Annotated in this window: 14 protein-coding genes and 2 tRNA genes; 9 read left to right on the top strand and 7 right to left on the bottom strand. The window is 64.9% G+C overall.

Features of this window, described 5'->3' with window-relative positions; translation table 11 throughout:
* Positions 1 to 81 precede the first annotated feature (81 nt).
* Positions 82 to 155: transfer RNA gene (locus C493_RS09285), tRNA-Phe, on the top strand.
* Positions 156 to 777: 622 nt separating this feature from the next.
* On the opposite strand, the gene C493_RS09280 is transcribed toward C493_RS09285, so the two are convergent.
* Complete coding sequence (locus tag C493_RS09280; protein WP_007259171.1) at positions 778 to 1,464, bottom strand: SOUL family heme-binding protein; 687 nt, start codon at positions 1,462 to 1,464, stop codon at positions 778 to 780.
* 338 nt (positions 1,465 to 1,802) lie between these two features.
* Between C493_RS09280 and C493_RS09275 the strand changes: the two genes are divergently transcribed.
* Both C493_RS09275 and C493_RS09270 read left to right on the top strand, forming a co-directional pair.
* Positions 1,803 to 2,768 carry a hypothetical protein gene (locus tag C493_RS09275; RefSeq protein WP_007259170.1) on the top strand — a complete coding sequence of 322 codons (966 nt, stop codon included), beginning with the start codon at positions 1,803 to 1,805 and terminating at the stop codon, positions 2,766 to 2,768.
* Positions 2,769 to 3,029: 261 nt separating this feature from the next.
* Positions 3,030 to 3,890, top strand: a complete 861-nt coding sequence (locus C493_RS09270) for an aldo/keto reductase (RefSeq protein WP_007259169.1) — start codon at positions 3,030 to 3,032, stop codon at positions 3,888 to 3,890.
* A 59-nt stretch (positions 3,891 to 3,949) separates the two neighbouring features.
* Here C493_RS09270 and C493_RS23390 read toward each other — a convergent pair whose 3' ends face one another.
* Positions 3,950 to 4,117, bottom strand: coding sequence for a hypothetical protein (locus C493_RS23390; RefSeq protein ID WP_007259168.1), 168 nt, complete (start codon positions 4,115 to 4,117; stop codon positions 3,950 to 3,952).
* A gap of 263 nt (positions 4,118 to 4,380) precedes the next feature.
* Between C493_RS23390 and C493_RS09265 the strand changes: the two genes are divergently transcribed.
* On the top strand, positions 4,381 to 6,663 hold the full coding sequence (locus tag C493_RS09265) for a DUF3604 domain-containing protein (RefSeq protein WP_007259167.1): 2,283 nt from the start codon (positions 4,381 to 4,383) through the stop codon (positions 6,661 to 6,663).
* A 229-nt stretch (positions 6,664 to 6,892) separates the two neighbouring features.
* Here the strand turns inward: C493_RS09265 and C493_RS09260 are convergent.
* A tRNA-His gene (locus tag C493_RS09260) sits at positions 6,893 to 6,964 on the bottom strand.
* A gap of 182 nt (positions 6,965 to 7,146) precedes the next feature.
* Here C493_RS09260 and C493_RS09255 point away from each other — a divergent pair.
* Positions 7,147 to 7,602: a DUF5814 domain-containing protein gene (locus tag C493_RS09255; protein WP_007259166.1), complete on the top strand. Its 456-nt coding sequence runs from the start codon at positions 7,147 to 7,149 to the stop codon at positions 7,600 to 7,602.
* A gap of 40 nt (positions 7,603 to 7,642) precedes the next feature.
* Here C493_RS09255 and C493_RS09250 read toward each other — a convergent pair whose 3' ends face one another.
* The gene (locus C493_RS09250; RefSeq protein ID WP_007259165.1) at positions 7,643 to 8,071 is read right to left on the bottom strand and encodes a ribbon-helix-helix protein, CopG family; all 429 of its coding nucleotides are present in this window, start codon (positions 8,069 to 8,071) and stop codon (positions 7,643 to 7,645) included.
* 107 nt (positions 8,072 to 8,178) lie between these two features.
* On the opposite strand from C493_RS09250, the gene C493_RS09245 reads away from it, so the two are divergent.
* A complete protein-coding gene (locus C493_RS09245; protein ID WP_007259164.1) occupies positions 8,179 to 9,183 on the top strand; it encodes a VOC family protein in 1,005 nt (334 codons plus the stop codon).
* Positions 9,180 to 9,869, top strand: coding sequence for an alpha/beta hydrolase (locus tag C493_RS09240; RefSeq protein ID WP_007259163.1), 690 nt, complete (start codon positions 9,180 to 9,182; stop codon positions 9,867 to 9,869). The genes C493_RS09245 and C493_RS09240 overlap by 4 nt, the downstream gene beginning before the upstream one ends.
* A 20-nt stretch (positions 9,870 to 9,889) precedes the next feature.
* On the opposite strand, the gene C493_RS09235 is transcribed toward C493_RS09240, so the two are convergent.
* The 3 genes from C493_RS09235 to C493_RS09225 all read right to left on the bottom strand — a co-directional run bounded on the left by C493_RS09235 (position 9,890) and on the right by C493_RS09225 (position 12,040).
* Complete coding sequence (locus C493_RS09235; protein ID WP_007259162.1) at positions 9,890 to 10,363, bottom strand: VOC family protein; 474 nt, start codon at positions 10,361 to 10,363, stop codon at positions 9,890 to 9,892.
* Positions 10,364 to 10,467: 104 nt separating this feature from the next.
* The gene (locus C493_RS09230) at positions 10,468 to 11,109 is read right to left on the bottom strand and encodes an RPA family protein (RefSeq protein ID WP_007259161.1); all 642 of its coding nucleotides are present in this window, start codon (positions 11,107 to 11,109) and stop codon (positions 10,468 to 10,470) included.
* Between the two features lies 1 nt (position 11,110).
* Positions 11,111 to 12,040, bottom strand: coding sequence for a hypothetical protein (locus tag C493_RS09225; protein WP_007259160.1), 930 nt, complete (start codon positions 12,038 to 12,040; stop codon positions 11,111 to 11,113).
* Between the two features lie 144 nt (positions 12,041 to 12,184).
* On the opposite strand from C493_RS09225, the gene C493_RS09220 reads away from it, so the two are divergent.
* Together C493_RS09220 and C493_RS09215 are read left to right on the top strand one after the other, a co-directional pair.
* Positions 12,185 to 13,024 carry a hypothetical protein gene (locus C493_RS09220; protein ID WP_007259159.1) on the top strand — a complete coding sequence of 280 codons (840 nt, stop codon included), beginning with the start codon at positions 12,185 to 12,187 and terminating at the stop codon, positions 13,022 to 13,024.
* 91 nt (positions 13,025 to 13,115) lie between these two features.
* Entirely contained in the window at positions 13,116 to 13,433 is a 318-nt protein-coding gene (locus tag C493_RS09215) for a DUF7091 family protein (protein ID WP_007259158.1), read from the top strand.
* Positions 13,434 to 13,439: the final 6 nt, after the last annotated feature.

Genomic DNA, 13,439 nt, shown 5'->3' with positions numbered 1-13,439 from the left:
AACGAGGATTCTACACGGTCGATTCACACACTGGATCCGATTCGAAATCCTTTTTTATACCATGCACGGAGTTAGAGATGCGCCGCCTTAGCTCAGACTGGGAGAGCACTCGACTGAAGATCGAGCTGTCCCCGGTTCAAATCCGGGAGGCGGCATCCCGATTTTACGCGATTCTCACTCGAGAAGTCATCGGACTCGACTGAAGATCGAGCTGTCCCCGTTCCTGCGAGCGAAGCGAGCGGGAAGTCGAAAGACGAGCGCCAGCGAGTCTTTCGGAAGTTCAAATCCGGGAGGCGGCATTTCTGCTGCGAGCAACACCACGAGCAGCAGAAATGAGAACCGAGCGGATTTTGAACTAGACGAGTCGCAGCCGCAAGCGAAGCGAGCGGAGCGTCTCGGCGTAGTTCATAATCCGGGAGACGCCATGTTTCTGTGGCTGACAGCTCACTCGCGTCGCTCGTTCGCGTTGTCGGCCACAAAACTGTCAACGACCGGATCTGAAGTAGAGAACACTGAGCGAGGGGTTCGCGTGGTTCAAATTCGGGAGGGAGCACTTCTTACCGCGAACACTTTCGTGAGCGGTCAGAATGCATTCTGATCGGACGTGAACGAGACTGAGGTTCTGCGAGCGAAGCGAGCAGGTTCTCAGGCGTCGTTCACAATCCGAGAGACGGCGTTTCCACTGGGAATCACGACCGAGCACGGCGAGTGTGCTATCAGAATCCGACACATCTCTCGATGAGCAGTAGCTCCACTGACAAAAATGCCAGTAATCGATCAGGACCCGGTGTTTGCTTCGACTTCTACCGCGATTTCGTTTCGTCGGAGGAACGGCAGCGTCCAGGGGGCGTCATACCCCATGAAGAACGGCTCGCCGGCGAGGGAGACGCCGGCCGTCTCGAGCGTCTCCAGCAACGCCTCGGTTTCGCGAGCAATGCGGGCGTCCGTAGGCCGCCACGTAAACCGCCTGACGGCGAGCGTTCGCTCGGGTACTTCGAGAATCCTCACGTCGTCGGCTGCGGGTCGTGGTGCCGATTCCGCGTCGTACTCCGGAGGGAGGTAGAACGCCATCCGGACCTCGTCAGCACCGCGGCTCCGGTCGGGCTCGACGGGTGCAGTCATCGGAGTCGCCCGCCCGATGCGCTCGAGTTCGACGGGTGCAGTCATTTCGATCGACGTTCCGGGGTCGTCCACCTCGACTGGGGCGGTCATCGAGAGTTCCTCACCGCCGTCGTTCGCACCGCTGAGATACCGGAACAGCCGACCGAACGCCGTGTTCTTCGAGGGGGCGAACGTCTCGACGAGGACCTGTTCGGGGTAGCGTCGAAGTTCGACGTCATCGGCGTGAGCGACGACGGTGTAGGGGACGGTTTCGGTCGTGTACCGTTGGTAGAGGCTCCAGATACCCGTGGCCGCCAGCGCGCCCCCGGCCACGCCCGCGACGATAGTGGCGTTTCGAACCATGCGAAGACCTGGGGAGGAACGTGAATAGGTCTTGCTCCGAACCGGAATTGAACGCTTCGTGAGGCGGTCGGTTCACCGGGACTGGACGCCGAACAACGCTCGCAAGCGGGGTGACGTTGTTCTTCGGTTCACATCCGGAAGGCGACGCGTCTCTCGTGACCGACTCCGCGAACGAAGTGGATACGGTTCGGTCGGGGAGCACTCACTGAACGGGGGCACCTTAAGCCGTGACATCGACCCGCTTCGGTGTCGGTGACACGTTTCAGACGGTCGCTTCCGTCGCCATGGTGTCGAGAAGTCAATAGCTATTTACTATTGAGATTGGTTCGGTTAACCGAATGCCGCCGTCCACGAGACGATCCGTTCTCGGCACCGCTGCGGGCGCCGTCGCGACCGGTGTTCTGGGGGCGACTACGGCGACGGCCGCCCCCGAACTCGACGACGAGGTCGCCCTCGAGATTTCGACGCTGGGGCAGGTGACGCTGTTTCGCGATCCGAACGTCACCAGTTCGTCCCTGCGGCCGCGGCTAACGGCGGCCGACGGGCTTGCAGGAGACCGTACCGTCCCGTTCGGCGGGGATGCAGACTACCGATTCCGGATCACGCGGGCGGGAAGCGACGACGAGTTGCGGTTCGTCCCCGACGACGACTCCGCGACGCACGAAATCAGTTCGATCTCCTTCGAGACGGGGTACGATCCGACGGAATCGATGGACGAGTCGGTCTCGGTGTCGGTGACGGCCGAGGGGACCGGCGGTCTCAGTTACGTCGACGGTCGGTTCGTCGGCGACCTCGATATCTTCGATCGGGAACCGTTCGCCGACTACCGCGTCGCGCTGCTCGACGGGAACGGGTCCGCCCTGATCGAGTCGCCGCCGACCCGCGTCGCGACGCGATACGAGTGGGATCTCGAGCAGTCCGACGAGACGCTCCGAATCGCTCGCGATCCGGGGACGCCGGACGACCTCTCCGTCGAGTGGTCCATTTACGAACGCGGGGACCGGCCGAGCGACGAACTGGCCGAGACCGCGGTGGAAAACGCCGGCGATGAGTTCGTAATCGACCTTTCGCAGTTCGATCTCGATCTCGAGAACGGCCGGTACGACTGGGATCTCGAGTTCTACGAGGCCGACGACGACGGGTCGTACCTGCTCTCGTTGCACTCCGATGACGGCACGTTGGCGCTCCCATACGGGGGCGATTCGGCCGAGGAGATGCCCGGTCCCGGTTTCGCCGGGGGCGTCGGTGCCGTCGGGCTGACGGTCGGCGGGCTGTACGCGTTTCGCCGGCGCGTCTCGCAGTAAGCGTTCGGCCGCAGTCCCTCGTTTCCCGCTTCCCGCTCCCCGTTCCCCGCTCTCCGTTTTCTGGTCCCGTCGACGCGGTCGGACGCGGAATCGAGCCCGTCGAGACGGTTTCGGACTGTCTCGAGGACGGCGATAGCAGCGACGATTTCGACGCCCCTCGACCTCGAGGCGGTTGCCGACGGCCGGTGACTGCCGACGCCGGGCCGCTTGTCGGCGGGTGAGCGCCCAACGATTATCCGAGCGTTCCCCGTTACGTGGGTCGTGAGCAGCGATACCCCGACGAACGAGAGCGACACGTTCGAAATCGGCGATACGACCGTCCACCGGCTCGGGTTCGGCGCGATGCGTCTCTGTGGCGAGGAGATCATCGGTCCCCCGAACGACGAATCGCGCGCCCGCGACGTTCTCGAGTATGCGGTCGAACTCGGCGTCGATTTCGTCGATACGGCTGACTCCTACGGGCCCGGCGTCAGCGAACGGCTGATCGGCGAGGCGCTCGGCGACCGCGACGACGTGCTGGTCGCGACCAAGGCCGGCCTCCTGCGCAACCGGGAGGGGGAGTGGCTCGCCCACGGCGACCCCGATTACATCCGCAATCAGGTGCTGGCCTCGCTCGACCGCCTTCGGACCGAGACCATCGATCTCTACCAGTTCCACCGCCCCGATCCCGACACGCCGTTCGAGGACTCGATCCAGACGTTCGCCGAACTGCAGGACGACGGCCTCGTCGATCAGGTCGGCGTCAGTAACGTCTCCGTCGAACAACTCGAGACGGCCCGCGAACACGTCGACGTCGCGACCGTCCAGAACCGCTACAACGTCGACGACCGGGAAAATCGGGACGTTCTCGAGGCCTGTGCCGAAAATGGGATCGGCTTCATCCCCTGGGCGCCGATAAACGGCGACGACGTCGACGCCCACGGCGACCTGTTAGACGAAATCGGCGACGAACACGACGCGAGCCGACGGCAGGTCGCGCTGGCCTGGCTCCTCGAGCGCTCGGACGTGATCCTCCCGATTCCGGGAACCTCGGATCCGGACCACCTCGAGTCGAACGTCGCGGCGTCGCAGTTGTCGCTGGACGACGACGAGGTTCAGCGGATTACCGACGCGGGGCGGTGACTGCGGCGACGCGGCAATCGAACGACGCGACGGTGATCACAACGCGGCGAGCGACGCCATCAGTCGCCAACGTAGACCGTTTTCAGCCGCGCGCCACAGTGTGGACAGCACAGCGTCTGCCACTTCGTCGCGTCGAGTCCGCCCATCGTTTCCGTTCGTCGGGCGTCGTCGAGGGGGACCGCGGTCTCGCAGGAGTCACAGTCGAAGGGGCCGTCGTCTGCTGCCATACTCGAAGCCACGAACGGGACCGTATTCAGTCTGCGGTCGGTCGACCGTTCGGGCGCTGTTCTCGAGTCTCGGCTGTCGGAGACGTGCGGTGGTCGATCCGCGCTCGTTCGACTGTCGAATCACGAGATGGGTGCCGAGACGGTCTCGACGAGCGGTCTCTCGTCGCGTCCGAACGGTTCGAATGTGGCCGAAAAGCTATAACTTCGCGTTCGTCGGTCGAACGAACGCGGCACACCGGCCGTGAATGGTGAATCTACCGAGTATGAGTGGAAACATTCAGGACGTATTCGGCGACCGAGACCCGGAGAGAGCCGAGATCGACCGCCACTACGGAACCGTGACGATATCGGCCGACGAGGTCACCGCGGGAACGTACGGCACGTGGACGATCACGTACACCGTCGGTCAGTTCGGCCTCGACGACGGCGCGAAGCTCAAAGTGTCGACCAACCAGACCAGCGATTGGGGACGCCCGCAGTTCGAGGACCCCCGCTCGGCGAACTACTGTTCGGTTGCGACGGACGGCGACGCGATCGTCGAGGGGCGGTTCGACCGGCGGTATCAGAACCCGCGCCCGTGGAACGACAACGTGATCGTCGATATCTACGACGGCTACCTCGGCGAAGGGGAAACGATCACGATTACGTTCGGAGACACGTCGGGCGGCAGTCTGGGCCACCGAATCCAGTCGTTTCCCGAAGCCGCGTTCAACTTCCTCTTTCAGGTCGACATGCAAGGGACCGGAGACTACCTCCTGCTCGAGGCCCTCGACTACGAGGTCGTCGCCGGCGATCCGACCGCACTCGAGGCGCGTGCGCCCTCGGACGCCGACCCGGGCGAGTCGATAGACGTCGGACTCCGCGCCGTCGATTACTACGGTAACACGGCAAGCGAGTACGAGGGGCGACTCGAAGTTTCGGTCACCGGCGCAGGCGAGCGCGAGGGTGACAACGACGGAGGTGACGGCGTCGACGCGACGGTATCGTCACCGGTCGACGTCGACGAGTCCGTCTCGAGTATACCAGTCGCGTTCGATTCGCCGGGGATCTTCCGCGTCACCGTTACCGATCCGGACAGGGGATGGGAAGCGACGTCGAATCCCGTCCGCTGCGATCCCGACGCGCGCCGGCGGCTCTACTGGGGCGACATTCACGGTCAGTCCGGCAAGACCGTCGGCACCGGAAGCATCGACGAGTACTTCCGGTTCGCGCGGGAGGACGCGCTGCTCGACTTTTCCTCGCACTGCGCGAACGATTTCCAGGTCGACGAATTCTACTGGCGGGAGATCAAGGACGCGGTCGAGCGCTACCACGAGCCCGGCGAACACGTCACGCTGCTCGCCAACGAGTGGTCGGCGAACACCGTCTCCGGCGGCGACCACAACGTCTACTACCGCCACACCGACGAACCGCTCGTCGCCAGCGGTAGCTGGCAGGACGGCGACGGCTTTCGAAAACACGAGGGGACCTACCCTATCGAAGCCCTCTACGACCGCTACGAGGGCCGCGACGACGTCCTGATCGTTCCGCACCAGGGCGGCCGCCCCGCTCGACTGCGCGATCCCGATCGAGACGCGATCGACGCCGACCGTACGACGCTCGTCGAGATCAACTCGATCTGGGGCGTCTTCGAGTGGTTCGGCCAAGAAGCGATCGAGCGCGGCTACCGGGTTGGCTTCGTCTGCAGCAGCGACGATCACACCGGCCGACTGGGTGCGGCTCGCCCGACGAACCACTTCGAAGTCGACGAGACGGCGAGTCTGCAGGCGGCCGACTTCAACGTCTCGGGCGGACTGATGGCGGCGTCGCTCTCTGATCTCTCCCGCGACGAACTCTGGGATGCTATGACCGAACGACGGGTCTACGGCACGACGGGCGAACGGATCCTCCTCGAAACTGCCCTCGAGGACGCCTCGATGGGCGAATCGACGACGATCGACGCCGGTACGACGGCGCTCTCGTTCGGCGTCGAGGTACACGGGACGGCCCCGATCGCACGCGTCAACCTCTTCGACGGCTCCGAACGCGTCGATACAACCGACCTGACCGACGGCGAGCACCTGCTGGAATTCACCTGGAGCGGCGCGCGATCGAAGAACCGCCACAAGGTACAGGACGCCTCCGGCGGCCTCTCGCTGTCTGCAGGTCGAATCGTCGACGCGACCGCGTTCGGTTTCGATCACCCCGAACAGGGACTCACCGGACAGACGGCTACTACGCTCGAGTGGGACAGCACGATCTCGGGTAACTACCAGGGCGTCAGGCTCGCCCTCGAGGCTCCCGAGGATGCGAAAGTCACCTACAGTGTTCCGTTTCTCAGCGAGACCGTCGCACTCGGTAGTCTCGGCGACGAGACGATTATCGACGCGGGCGGCGTCGACCGGCAACTGGCGATTCGCCGCGTGGGCGAGGCGACCGCGCGTGACGTCACCCTCGAGTTCGATCTCTCTGCGACCGACAGCGGCGACCACGCCTACTACGTCCGGGTTGTACAGACCGACGGCGAAATGGCCTGGAGTTCGCCGATTTACGCGACGCTCGAGTGACGCGATTTCCCGGTGGCGAGTCGAGGAATCGGGTGCGAGACTCGCCGGTGATCGTTTCACGCGATTCTGTTTGTATCGGAGTTGCGCTGCTCGAGGAGGTATCACGGTCAAAAACTACGGGTGCGAGAATCGAACCACGCCGAGACGTGCTCGCTGGCGCTGCGCGCGACTCGTCTGGTTCGATCTCTCCCGTGACTATTCGCTCCTCACGTCCGTTCGTCGCAGAATAGTCCGGGTGCGAGAATCGAACCCGCGTCTCAGCCTCCACAAGGCTGAAGGATAACCACTACCCCAACCCGGACACGCGCTTACATCCTGTGATAGGAGCGGTTGGACTGAAATACGTTACGACTCGAGTACGCCCCGTGTGAGAGTATACCGCGTGATTTCAGTGCACGGAAACTCGAGCGGACCGCCGAGACGACGGCGGCTGTCGGCGACCGAGACGCTTTTCGGCCCAGCGCCGTTATTCGCCACCAACGCGTGGCCATCACCGACAAAATCTACGTCAAGAACCACCGGCAGTTGAGCTCCCAGCTCGAGACGAACATCCCGAAGGGCGCGTTCAAAGGGGCGACGCTCGACATGCTCTTTCAGGGACAGGGCCTCGAGAAACTCGACGACGCGACCCGGGATCGCGTCCTCGATTTCACGGAGGACTTCCTCGACTGCGACTGCGACAACAACCCCTACTGTGGCTGTCCGGAGCGGAAGTTCGTCCAGTACCTCCTCGAGTTGCGCGCCCAGGGGCTGGGCCCGGACGCTATCGTCGACGTGATGACCGACGACTACATGGTTTACGCCTATCCGGGCGACGTGCTCTCGTTTCTGGATAGCGCGGTGCGAACGCTCGAGGCGGCCGAAGGGTTAGCGCGCGTCGAGGGCGAAGACGAGGCCTACGACGCGATTCGTCGCGAGAAGCAGAATCTGGCTCGCTAGTCGCCGTTGGACGGGCATCCCGATAGAATCGCTGGCCGTGCTATCGCAACTGGTAGGACTCGTCCTCGTCGTCTAAATCGTCGAGCAACAGCACCTCGTCTTCCTCGTCCTCGAGTCGGTCTTGCAACTCGTTGACGTAGGATTTGTACTCGTCGAGCTGTTCCCGGAGGTGGTCGGCCTCGAGTTCGAGGCGTTCGTGTTCGCGGATGAAGCTCTTGGGGACCGCGACGCTCGGCGGAAAGGTCCGTTCCGCGTCGGCGCTCGCCTCGCTGGCGTCGCCGCCGGCTCGCATCGTCGCCAGTTCGCTCTCAGGGACGACCTCGACCTGTCCGTCGTGTTCGACGAGCTGGTCGACGTAGTCCCGGAAGACCGCGGACAACGAGATGTCGCGCTCCTCGGCGATATCCTGCAGCGCCGCGAACGCGTCCTCGTTCACCCGAAACGAGATCGTCTTGTTCTTGTTGCCCATTGGCATCCATTCGTCGTTCACGTTACTTAACGCTTCGTCAGACGGCCGCGAGAAGCGACGTCGCTCCCGACCGGACGGGATATCCGCCTCGAACCCGAACTCGAGATATGCTCACCGACACGCCGGGGCTCCACCACGTGACGGGAATCGTCGGGGACGCCCAGGAGGCGATCGATTTCTACGCGGGTGTCCTCGGCCTGCGAGTCGTCGCGCAGACGGTGAACTTCGAGGACCTCCTGCAACACCACCTCTACTTCGGCGACGCGAGCGGGACGCCCGGGACCGTCCTGACCCAGTTTCCGGATCCCCACGCCGAACCGGGACGCGTCGGCGCCCCGCAGGTCGCCTCGGTCGGATTCGCCGTGCCCGATACCGACGACGCACTCGAGTACTGGCGTACTCGCCTCGAGGACCGCGGCATCGCGGTCGACGGTCCCTTGAACCGCTTCGACGAACGCGTCCTTCGGTTCGAGGACCCCGTCGGAACGCAACTGGAACTCGTCACCGACCCGTCCGTCGACGCGATCACCGACGACCGCGCTCCGTCGACGGCGCTCGAGCCGTGGATCGACGGGCCGGTTCCGAGCGCCCACGCGATCCGCGGGCTCCACGGCGTCTCCGCGCTGTCGGTCAACCCCTTCTCGACGGCCGGCACCCTCGAGACGCTGGGATTCGAGCGGGCGGCCGAACGCGACGACCGGGTCCGATATCGCGCGGGGGGCGATCGGGCGGCGGTCGTCGACGTCCTCGTTCGGGACGCCGAGTTCGGCCGTGAGGGACCCGGAACGCTCCACCACGTCGCAGTCCGCGTCGAGAGCGAGGACGACCTCTACGAGTGGCGCGAACCCTTCGACGACCGGGGATACGACGTCTCTCGAGTCACGGATCGACACTTCTTCCACTCGCTGTACGTCCGCGAACCGGGCGGCGTCTTGTTCGAGTTGGCGACCGAAACCAGCGGCGTCGCCGCGAGCGGACCCGACGGGGGGCCCGGCGAGTCGCTGTACCTCCCCGACTGGTTCGAACGCGACCGCGAACTGGTCGAGAGCCAGCTTCCGGAACTGACCGTTCCGACCGAAACCGAGAGCGAAGAACTGGATCAGGATCGATGACCGGATCGGACTCAGGCGAACGATTGACCGGCGTCTCGGGACCGCACGCCCACCAGCCGCTGGTCACCGCCGGCGCCCCCGCACTCGCCGCGGAGGCCGCACTCGTCTGCTGTCACGGCCGCGGCGCGACGGCACAGGGCGTCATTAACCTCCTGAATCCGGTCTCCCGCCACGGCGTCGCCGTTCTCGCACCCCAGGCCGAGCGCAGTCGCTGGTACCCGCGGCGCGCGAGCGAGCCCCGGTCGACGAACGAGCCGTGGCTCTCCTCGAGCGTCGACTGCGTCCGCGCCGCCCTCGAGCGAGCCGACGCGATCGGCGTCCCCCCGGAACGGACCGTCGTCACCGGTTTCTCGCAGGGCGCCTGCGTCGCCGCGGAGTTCGTCCGTCGGAATCCCGTCCGCTACGGCGGGCTGGCCATCCTCTCGGCGACGCTTCCCGGATCGATCGACGAACTCGAGTCGGCGACGATCGACGGACCCCTCGCCGGGACGCCGGTGCTCATCGGCTACGGCGAGGACGACCCGCACGTCGACCCCGAACACGCAGCCGAAACGGCCCGCGTCTTCTCGGACGCCGACGCCGCGGTCGACGATCGATGCTACCCCGAAACCGGTCACGTGGTAACCGACGACGAGTTCGACGCGATCGGGTCGATGCTCGAGACCGCTCTCGAGGGCGGGGACTGACGGCGTTCAGTCCCACCCGATCAGGACGCGTCGTCGGGCCCCAATCCCTTCTCCCCGAGTTCCTCGAGCGCGCCGTCGGTCTTCTCGAGGTCGTCGAGTCCCATCCCCTCGAGGACGTGGTCGGCCTTCGTAAACTGGATCTCCTCGTAGTCGACGATCTGGAACCGGTTTCCCCACGGATCCCGGAACTCGAGCCCCGGAACGTCGAGCCGGTCGATCCCGAGTTCCTCGAGCCGTCGTTCGACCCGGTCGGCGTCGTCGACGACGAGCCCGAAGTGGCGGGCGTCGTCGTCGGTCTCGCCGGCACCGTCGGTTTCGGCGAGCGCGACGAACTGATCGCCCATATCGATAAACGCCTTCGTCTCGCCGCGACTCCGGAGATCGAACGCGAACAGCGAGTCGTAGAACTCGAGTGCGTCGTCGATATCGCCGACCTCGAGGGCGACGTGGTTGGTTCCGACGAGTCGTGCGCGGTCGTCGTCTGAATCGCTCATCGTCCGTGATACTCCGTCTTCTCTCGGGTAACCGCTGTGCCGGCACGTTCCGCTCGTTACCGGAATACGATCGAAAAGATCGGGACGACCGCCGTCGGTCGCGATCAGACCGTCGCTTCGGCGTCGTCGGCCTCGAGGTCGTCTAAGCTCTCGAGCGCCTGAATGACGTCGTTGCGGTAGTTGACGACCGGCGAGTCATAGCGCTCGCGGGCCATCTGGGCGTACTCGTTGGTCGGCGCCGTCGAGCCGCTTTCGGGGGCCTCCTGTTCTGCTTCCCACTCCTCGAAGGCCTCGATGCGGTCGAGCGTGCGCTCGGCGGTTTCGACGACCCAGCGATCGCGCGTGGCGTCGTCGACGACTGCGATCGACTCGGGACGGACGGAGACGTTGACGGTGCCGTCGTCGGTCTCGTAGGTCCGCGGTTTGCCAACGATGGAGACGTACGCCGGTGGCTCGGTGTCCCGCAGGACGGAGGCCGCTTCGGGCTGGTACTGGCCGGCGTAGACGAAGAAGGTTCCCGTCGGATCGACGACGCGGCCGCGCCAGTACTCGCTGTCCTCGCCGACGTCTTCGGTCTCGGTCAGCGTGCCGACGATGAACACGCGGTTGGCGCGGTCGCCGGTCGGGAGCAACGCGTAGTTTGGCGCGCGCTCGTCGTCGCTCTCTTTGAAGGTGTACGTCGAATCGTTGAATTCGGAGGCGAAGACGCGACGTGCGACTTCGCGGGTGAGTTCTGCCTGGGACATGTTACATCGACCTCGCTTTGATCAGCAGCTGTTCGGCGTCGGCGGGCCCGTCGAGTTCGGAGACGTCGTCGGCCAGGACGTAGCGGCCGAACGTCGGCCCCTCGATGCGGTAGTAGGTGCCGACGATGTCGGCTGCAATCTCGTCGGCGACGATGGTCGTGTCCAGGGCGTCCATCGCCATGTCCTTGGCTTCCTCGAGACTCATGCCGGTGAGATTCTCGGTGGCTTCCTTGTCGAAGATGACCTCGTGGGCGTCGATGCCGTCGTCGACGACGGCCTTGATGCGGAGATCGAACTCGCCTTCGACCTCGCCGTGTTCGTTACAGCGGCCGTTCTGGAGGACGCGCGTACAGTCCTCCTTCGGACAGCGCTTGATGAGTCCGCTGCCGCTTTGCATGTCGACGAGTGCGCCCTCGATCTCGCTGGTGTCGTCGCCGACTTCGAGCTCTTCGTCGAGTTCCTCGATCACCGTCGTCGAGTTGAGCTTCACCGAGTACCGGCCCTGGTACTCGTCGGTGACGACGTTGCGAAGTTCGTAGACGCCGCCTTCCTCGAGCGCGGGGAGGTCGGATTTGGCCCACTTGGTGAACTTGATCGTGCCCGTCGGATCGCCGAGCAGGCCGACCTGGGCAACGGAGTCGCTCCGGGGGTCCCAGAGTTCGATGACCTTCGCGGTGAGGTCGATCCACTGCTCCGGCTCGTCGACGTCCTCGACGTTGGCCGCCTCGCTGCCGCCCCGCGAGATGTCCTCTCGCTCGAGGCCGGCCTCCTCTAAGTAGTGGTTGGTGACGCTGCGGCGCGCCTCGTCGATCGGTACCTTGTACTCGTCGACGAGCGTGGTCAGGCGCTCCTCGACGTCGTCGACGCTCACGTCGATGTGGTCCGAGAACTGGTCGTGTATGTCGTCCGCGTGCTGTCGTACGTCGCTCATAGTGTCTCGCCTCCTCTTTGGTTTCACTGGGAGGCATACCTCGTTTCGCGCCGGATAGTATTTAAAGTACCGGGGCCGGAGTGAAAGTGAACGCGACGGTGCAAGCCGTATCTCTTTGCGGATCGGTGTCGTGGAAGGCGCTCGATGCATCTCCGTCGATGGGAGGTCGGGACGACGCTCGCGATACTCGCCCTGTCGATCGTCGCGTCCCTGCTCGGTCTGTTTCGACCCGGCCACTATCCGAACTCGCTGCTGCCGCAGTACTACGTACAGGACGCCACGATGCTCGTTGTCGGCGTCCCGTTACTGGCTGCGGCCCTCTGGCACGCGCGCCGCGGCTCGTTTCGCGGTCGCATCGTCTGGCTCGGCGCGCTCGCCTACATGGCCTACACGTGGGCACACGTCGGGATTCAGGCGGGGTTTAACCGCTTCTATCTGGGATACGTCGCGCTGTTCGCTCTCTCGCTGTTCACGCTTATCGGGGGGACGATCACCGTCGACGCGCGCGCCGTTCGACGGACGCAGGCCGACGCGGTCTCCGAACGGCTCTACGGCGGGTTCCTCGTCCTCGTCGCGGTGGGTCTCGCGGTGCTCTGGCTCGCGGAACTCGTTCCCGCGACGCTGACCGGAACGCCGCCGACGCTCGTCGCCGAACAGGGCCCGGAGGCGCTGGTCACTCACTTCATCGATCTTGGCGTCGTCGTCCCGTCGTTGCTCGTTTCGGGCGTCTGGCTCTGGCGGGCCCGACCGTGGGGGTACGTCCTCGCCGGCATCGCCGTCGTGTTCGGCGCGATTCTCACTCCGACGATCGTCGGTATGACGGTCGTGATCCTCGCAGTCGGCGAACTCACGGTCTCGCCCGTCGCGATCGCGTTCACCGTCCTCCCGCTGGTCGCGGTCACGGCACTGGCCGTGACGTACGTCCTGGCGATTTCGCCGGCGACGGACGTTCGAGCGATGGCCGAGTCCGAGCGGGCGAAGTGATCGCCGTTCCCATCGGCGGCGTGGTCGGTTCCGCCACCGGTAGCGAAACGCAGCGACGGGACTATGTGCCACGCGATCCAACAGGTCCCCAATGCCGGACCGTCGTCGGCTCGAGCGGTTCCTGCGCTCGAAGCTTCAGGAGGCTGGCGAGCAGTACGAACAGGTTCGCGGCTCGACGGGCAACCAGCTCGAGGAGGCCCGCGACGCCTACCGGGTGGCGAAAAACGCCCGGAGTCTTCCGTCGGACGAGGCGGGTCGGGCACAGATCGTCTGCCGGCGCCACGCCGAACAGCGGGCGGCGAAACTCGACGACGAGTACCGACCGGCCTGTTTCGAGGCGGGCCATCCCGATTGTGAGGGCTGTGCAGAAGACGTTCGCGAGGGCCGGATCGAGACCTGGGAAGCGTAGTCCCCG

The organism is Natronolimnohabitans innermongolicus JCM 12255 (genome assembly GCF_000337215.1).
Taxonomy (GTDB): Archaea; Halobacteriota; Halobacteria; order Halobacteriales; family Natrialbaceae; genus Natronolimnohabitans; species Natronolimnohabitans innermongolicus.
This window is presented reverse-complemented; position numbering and strand designations above follow the sequence as displayed.

What these genes read in the sequence shown, in the direction of transcription:
- C493_RS09230 (WP_007259161.1), bottom strand. Translation starts at nt 11,109, where the DNA reads ATGTCCCAGGCAGAACTCACCCGCGAAGTCGCACGTCGCGTCTTCGCC.
- C493_RS09265 (WP_007259167.1), top strand. Translation starts at nt 4,381, where the DNA reads ATGAGTGGAAACATTCAGGACGTATTCGGCGACCGAGACCCGGAGAGA.
- C493_RS09250 (WP_007259165.1), bottom strand. Translation starts at nt 8,071, where the DNA reads ATGGGCAACAAGAACAAGACGATCTCGTTTCGGGTGAACGAGGACGCG.
- C493_RS09240 (WP_007259163.1), top strand. Translation starts at nt 9,180, where the DNA reads ATGACCGGATCGGACTCAGGCGAACGATTGACCGGCGTCTCGGGACCG.
- C493_RS09245 (WP_007259164.1), top strand. Translation starts at nt 8,179, where the DNA reads ATGCTCACCGACACGCCGGGGCTCCACCACGTGACGGGAATCGTCGGG.
- C493_RS09225 (WP_007259160.1), bottom strand. Translation starts at nt 12,040, where the DNA reads ATGAGCGACGTACGACAGCACGCGGACGACATACACGACCAGTTCTCG.
- C493_RS09215 (WP_007259158.1), top strand. Translation starts at nt 13,116, where the DNA reads ATGCCGGACCGTCGTCGGCTCGAGCGGTTCCTGCGCTCGAAGCTTCAG.
- C493_RS23390 (WP_007259168.1), bottom strand. Translation starts at nt 4,117, where the DNA reads ATGGCAGCAGACGACGGCCCCTTCGACTGTGACTCCTGCGAGACCGCG.
- C493_RS09235 (WP_007259162.1), bottom strand. Translation starts at nt 10,363, where the DNA reads ATGAGCGATTCAGACGACGACCGCGCACGACTCGTCGGAACCAACCAC.
- C493_RS09280 (WP_007259171.1), bottom strand. Translation starts at nt 1,464, where the DNA reads ATGGTTCGAAACGCCACTATCGTCGCGGGCGTGGCCGGGGGCGCGCTG.
- C493_RS09275 (WP_007259170.1), top strand. Translation starts at nt 1,803, where the DNA reads ATGCCGCCGTCCACGAGACGATCCGTTCTCGGCACCGCTGCGGGCGCC.
- C493_RS09220 (WP_007259159.1), top strand. Translation starts at nt 12,185, where the DNA reads ATGCATCTCCGTCGATGGGAGGTCGGGACGACGCTCGCGATACTCGCC.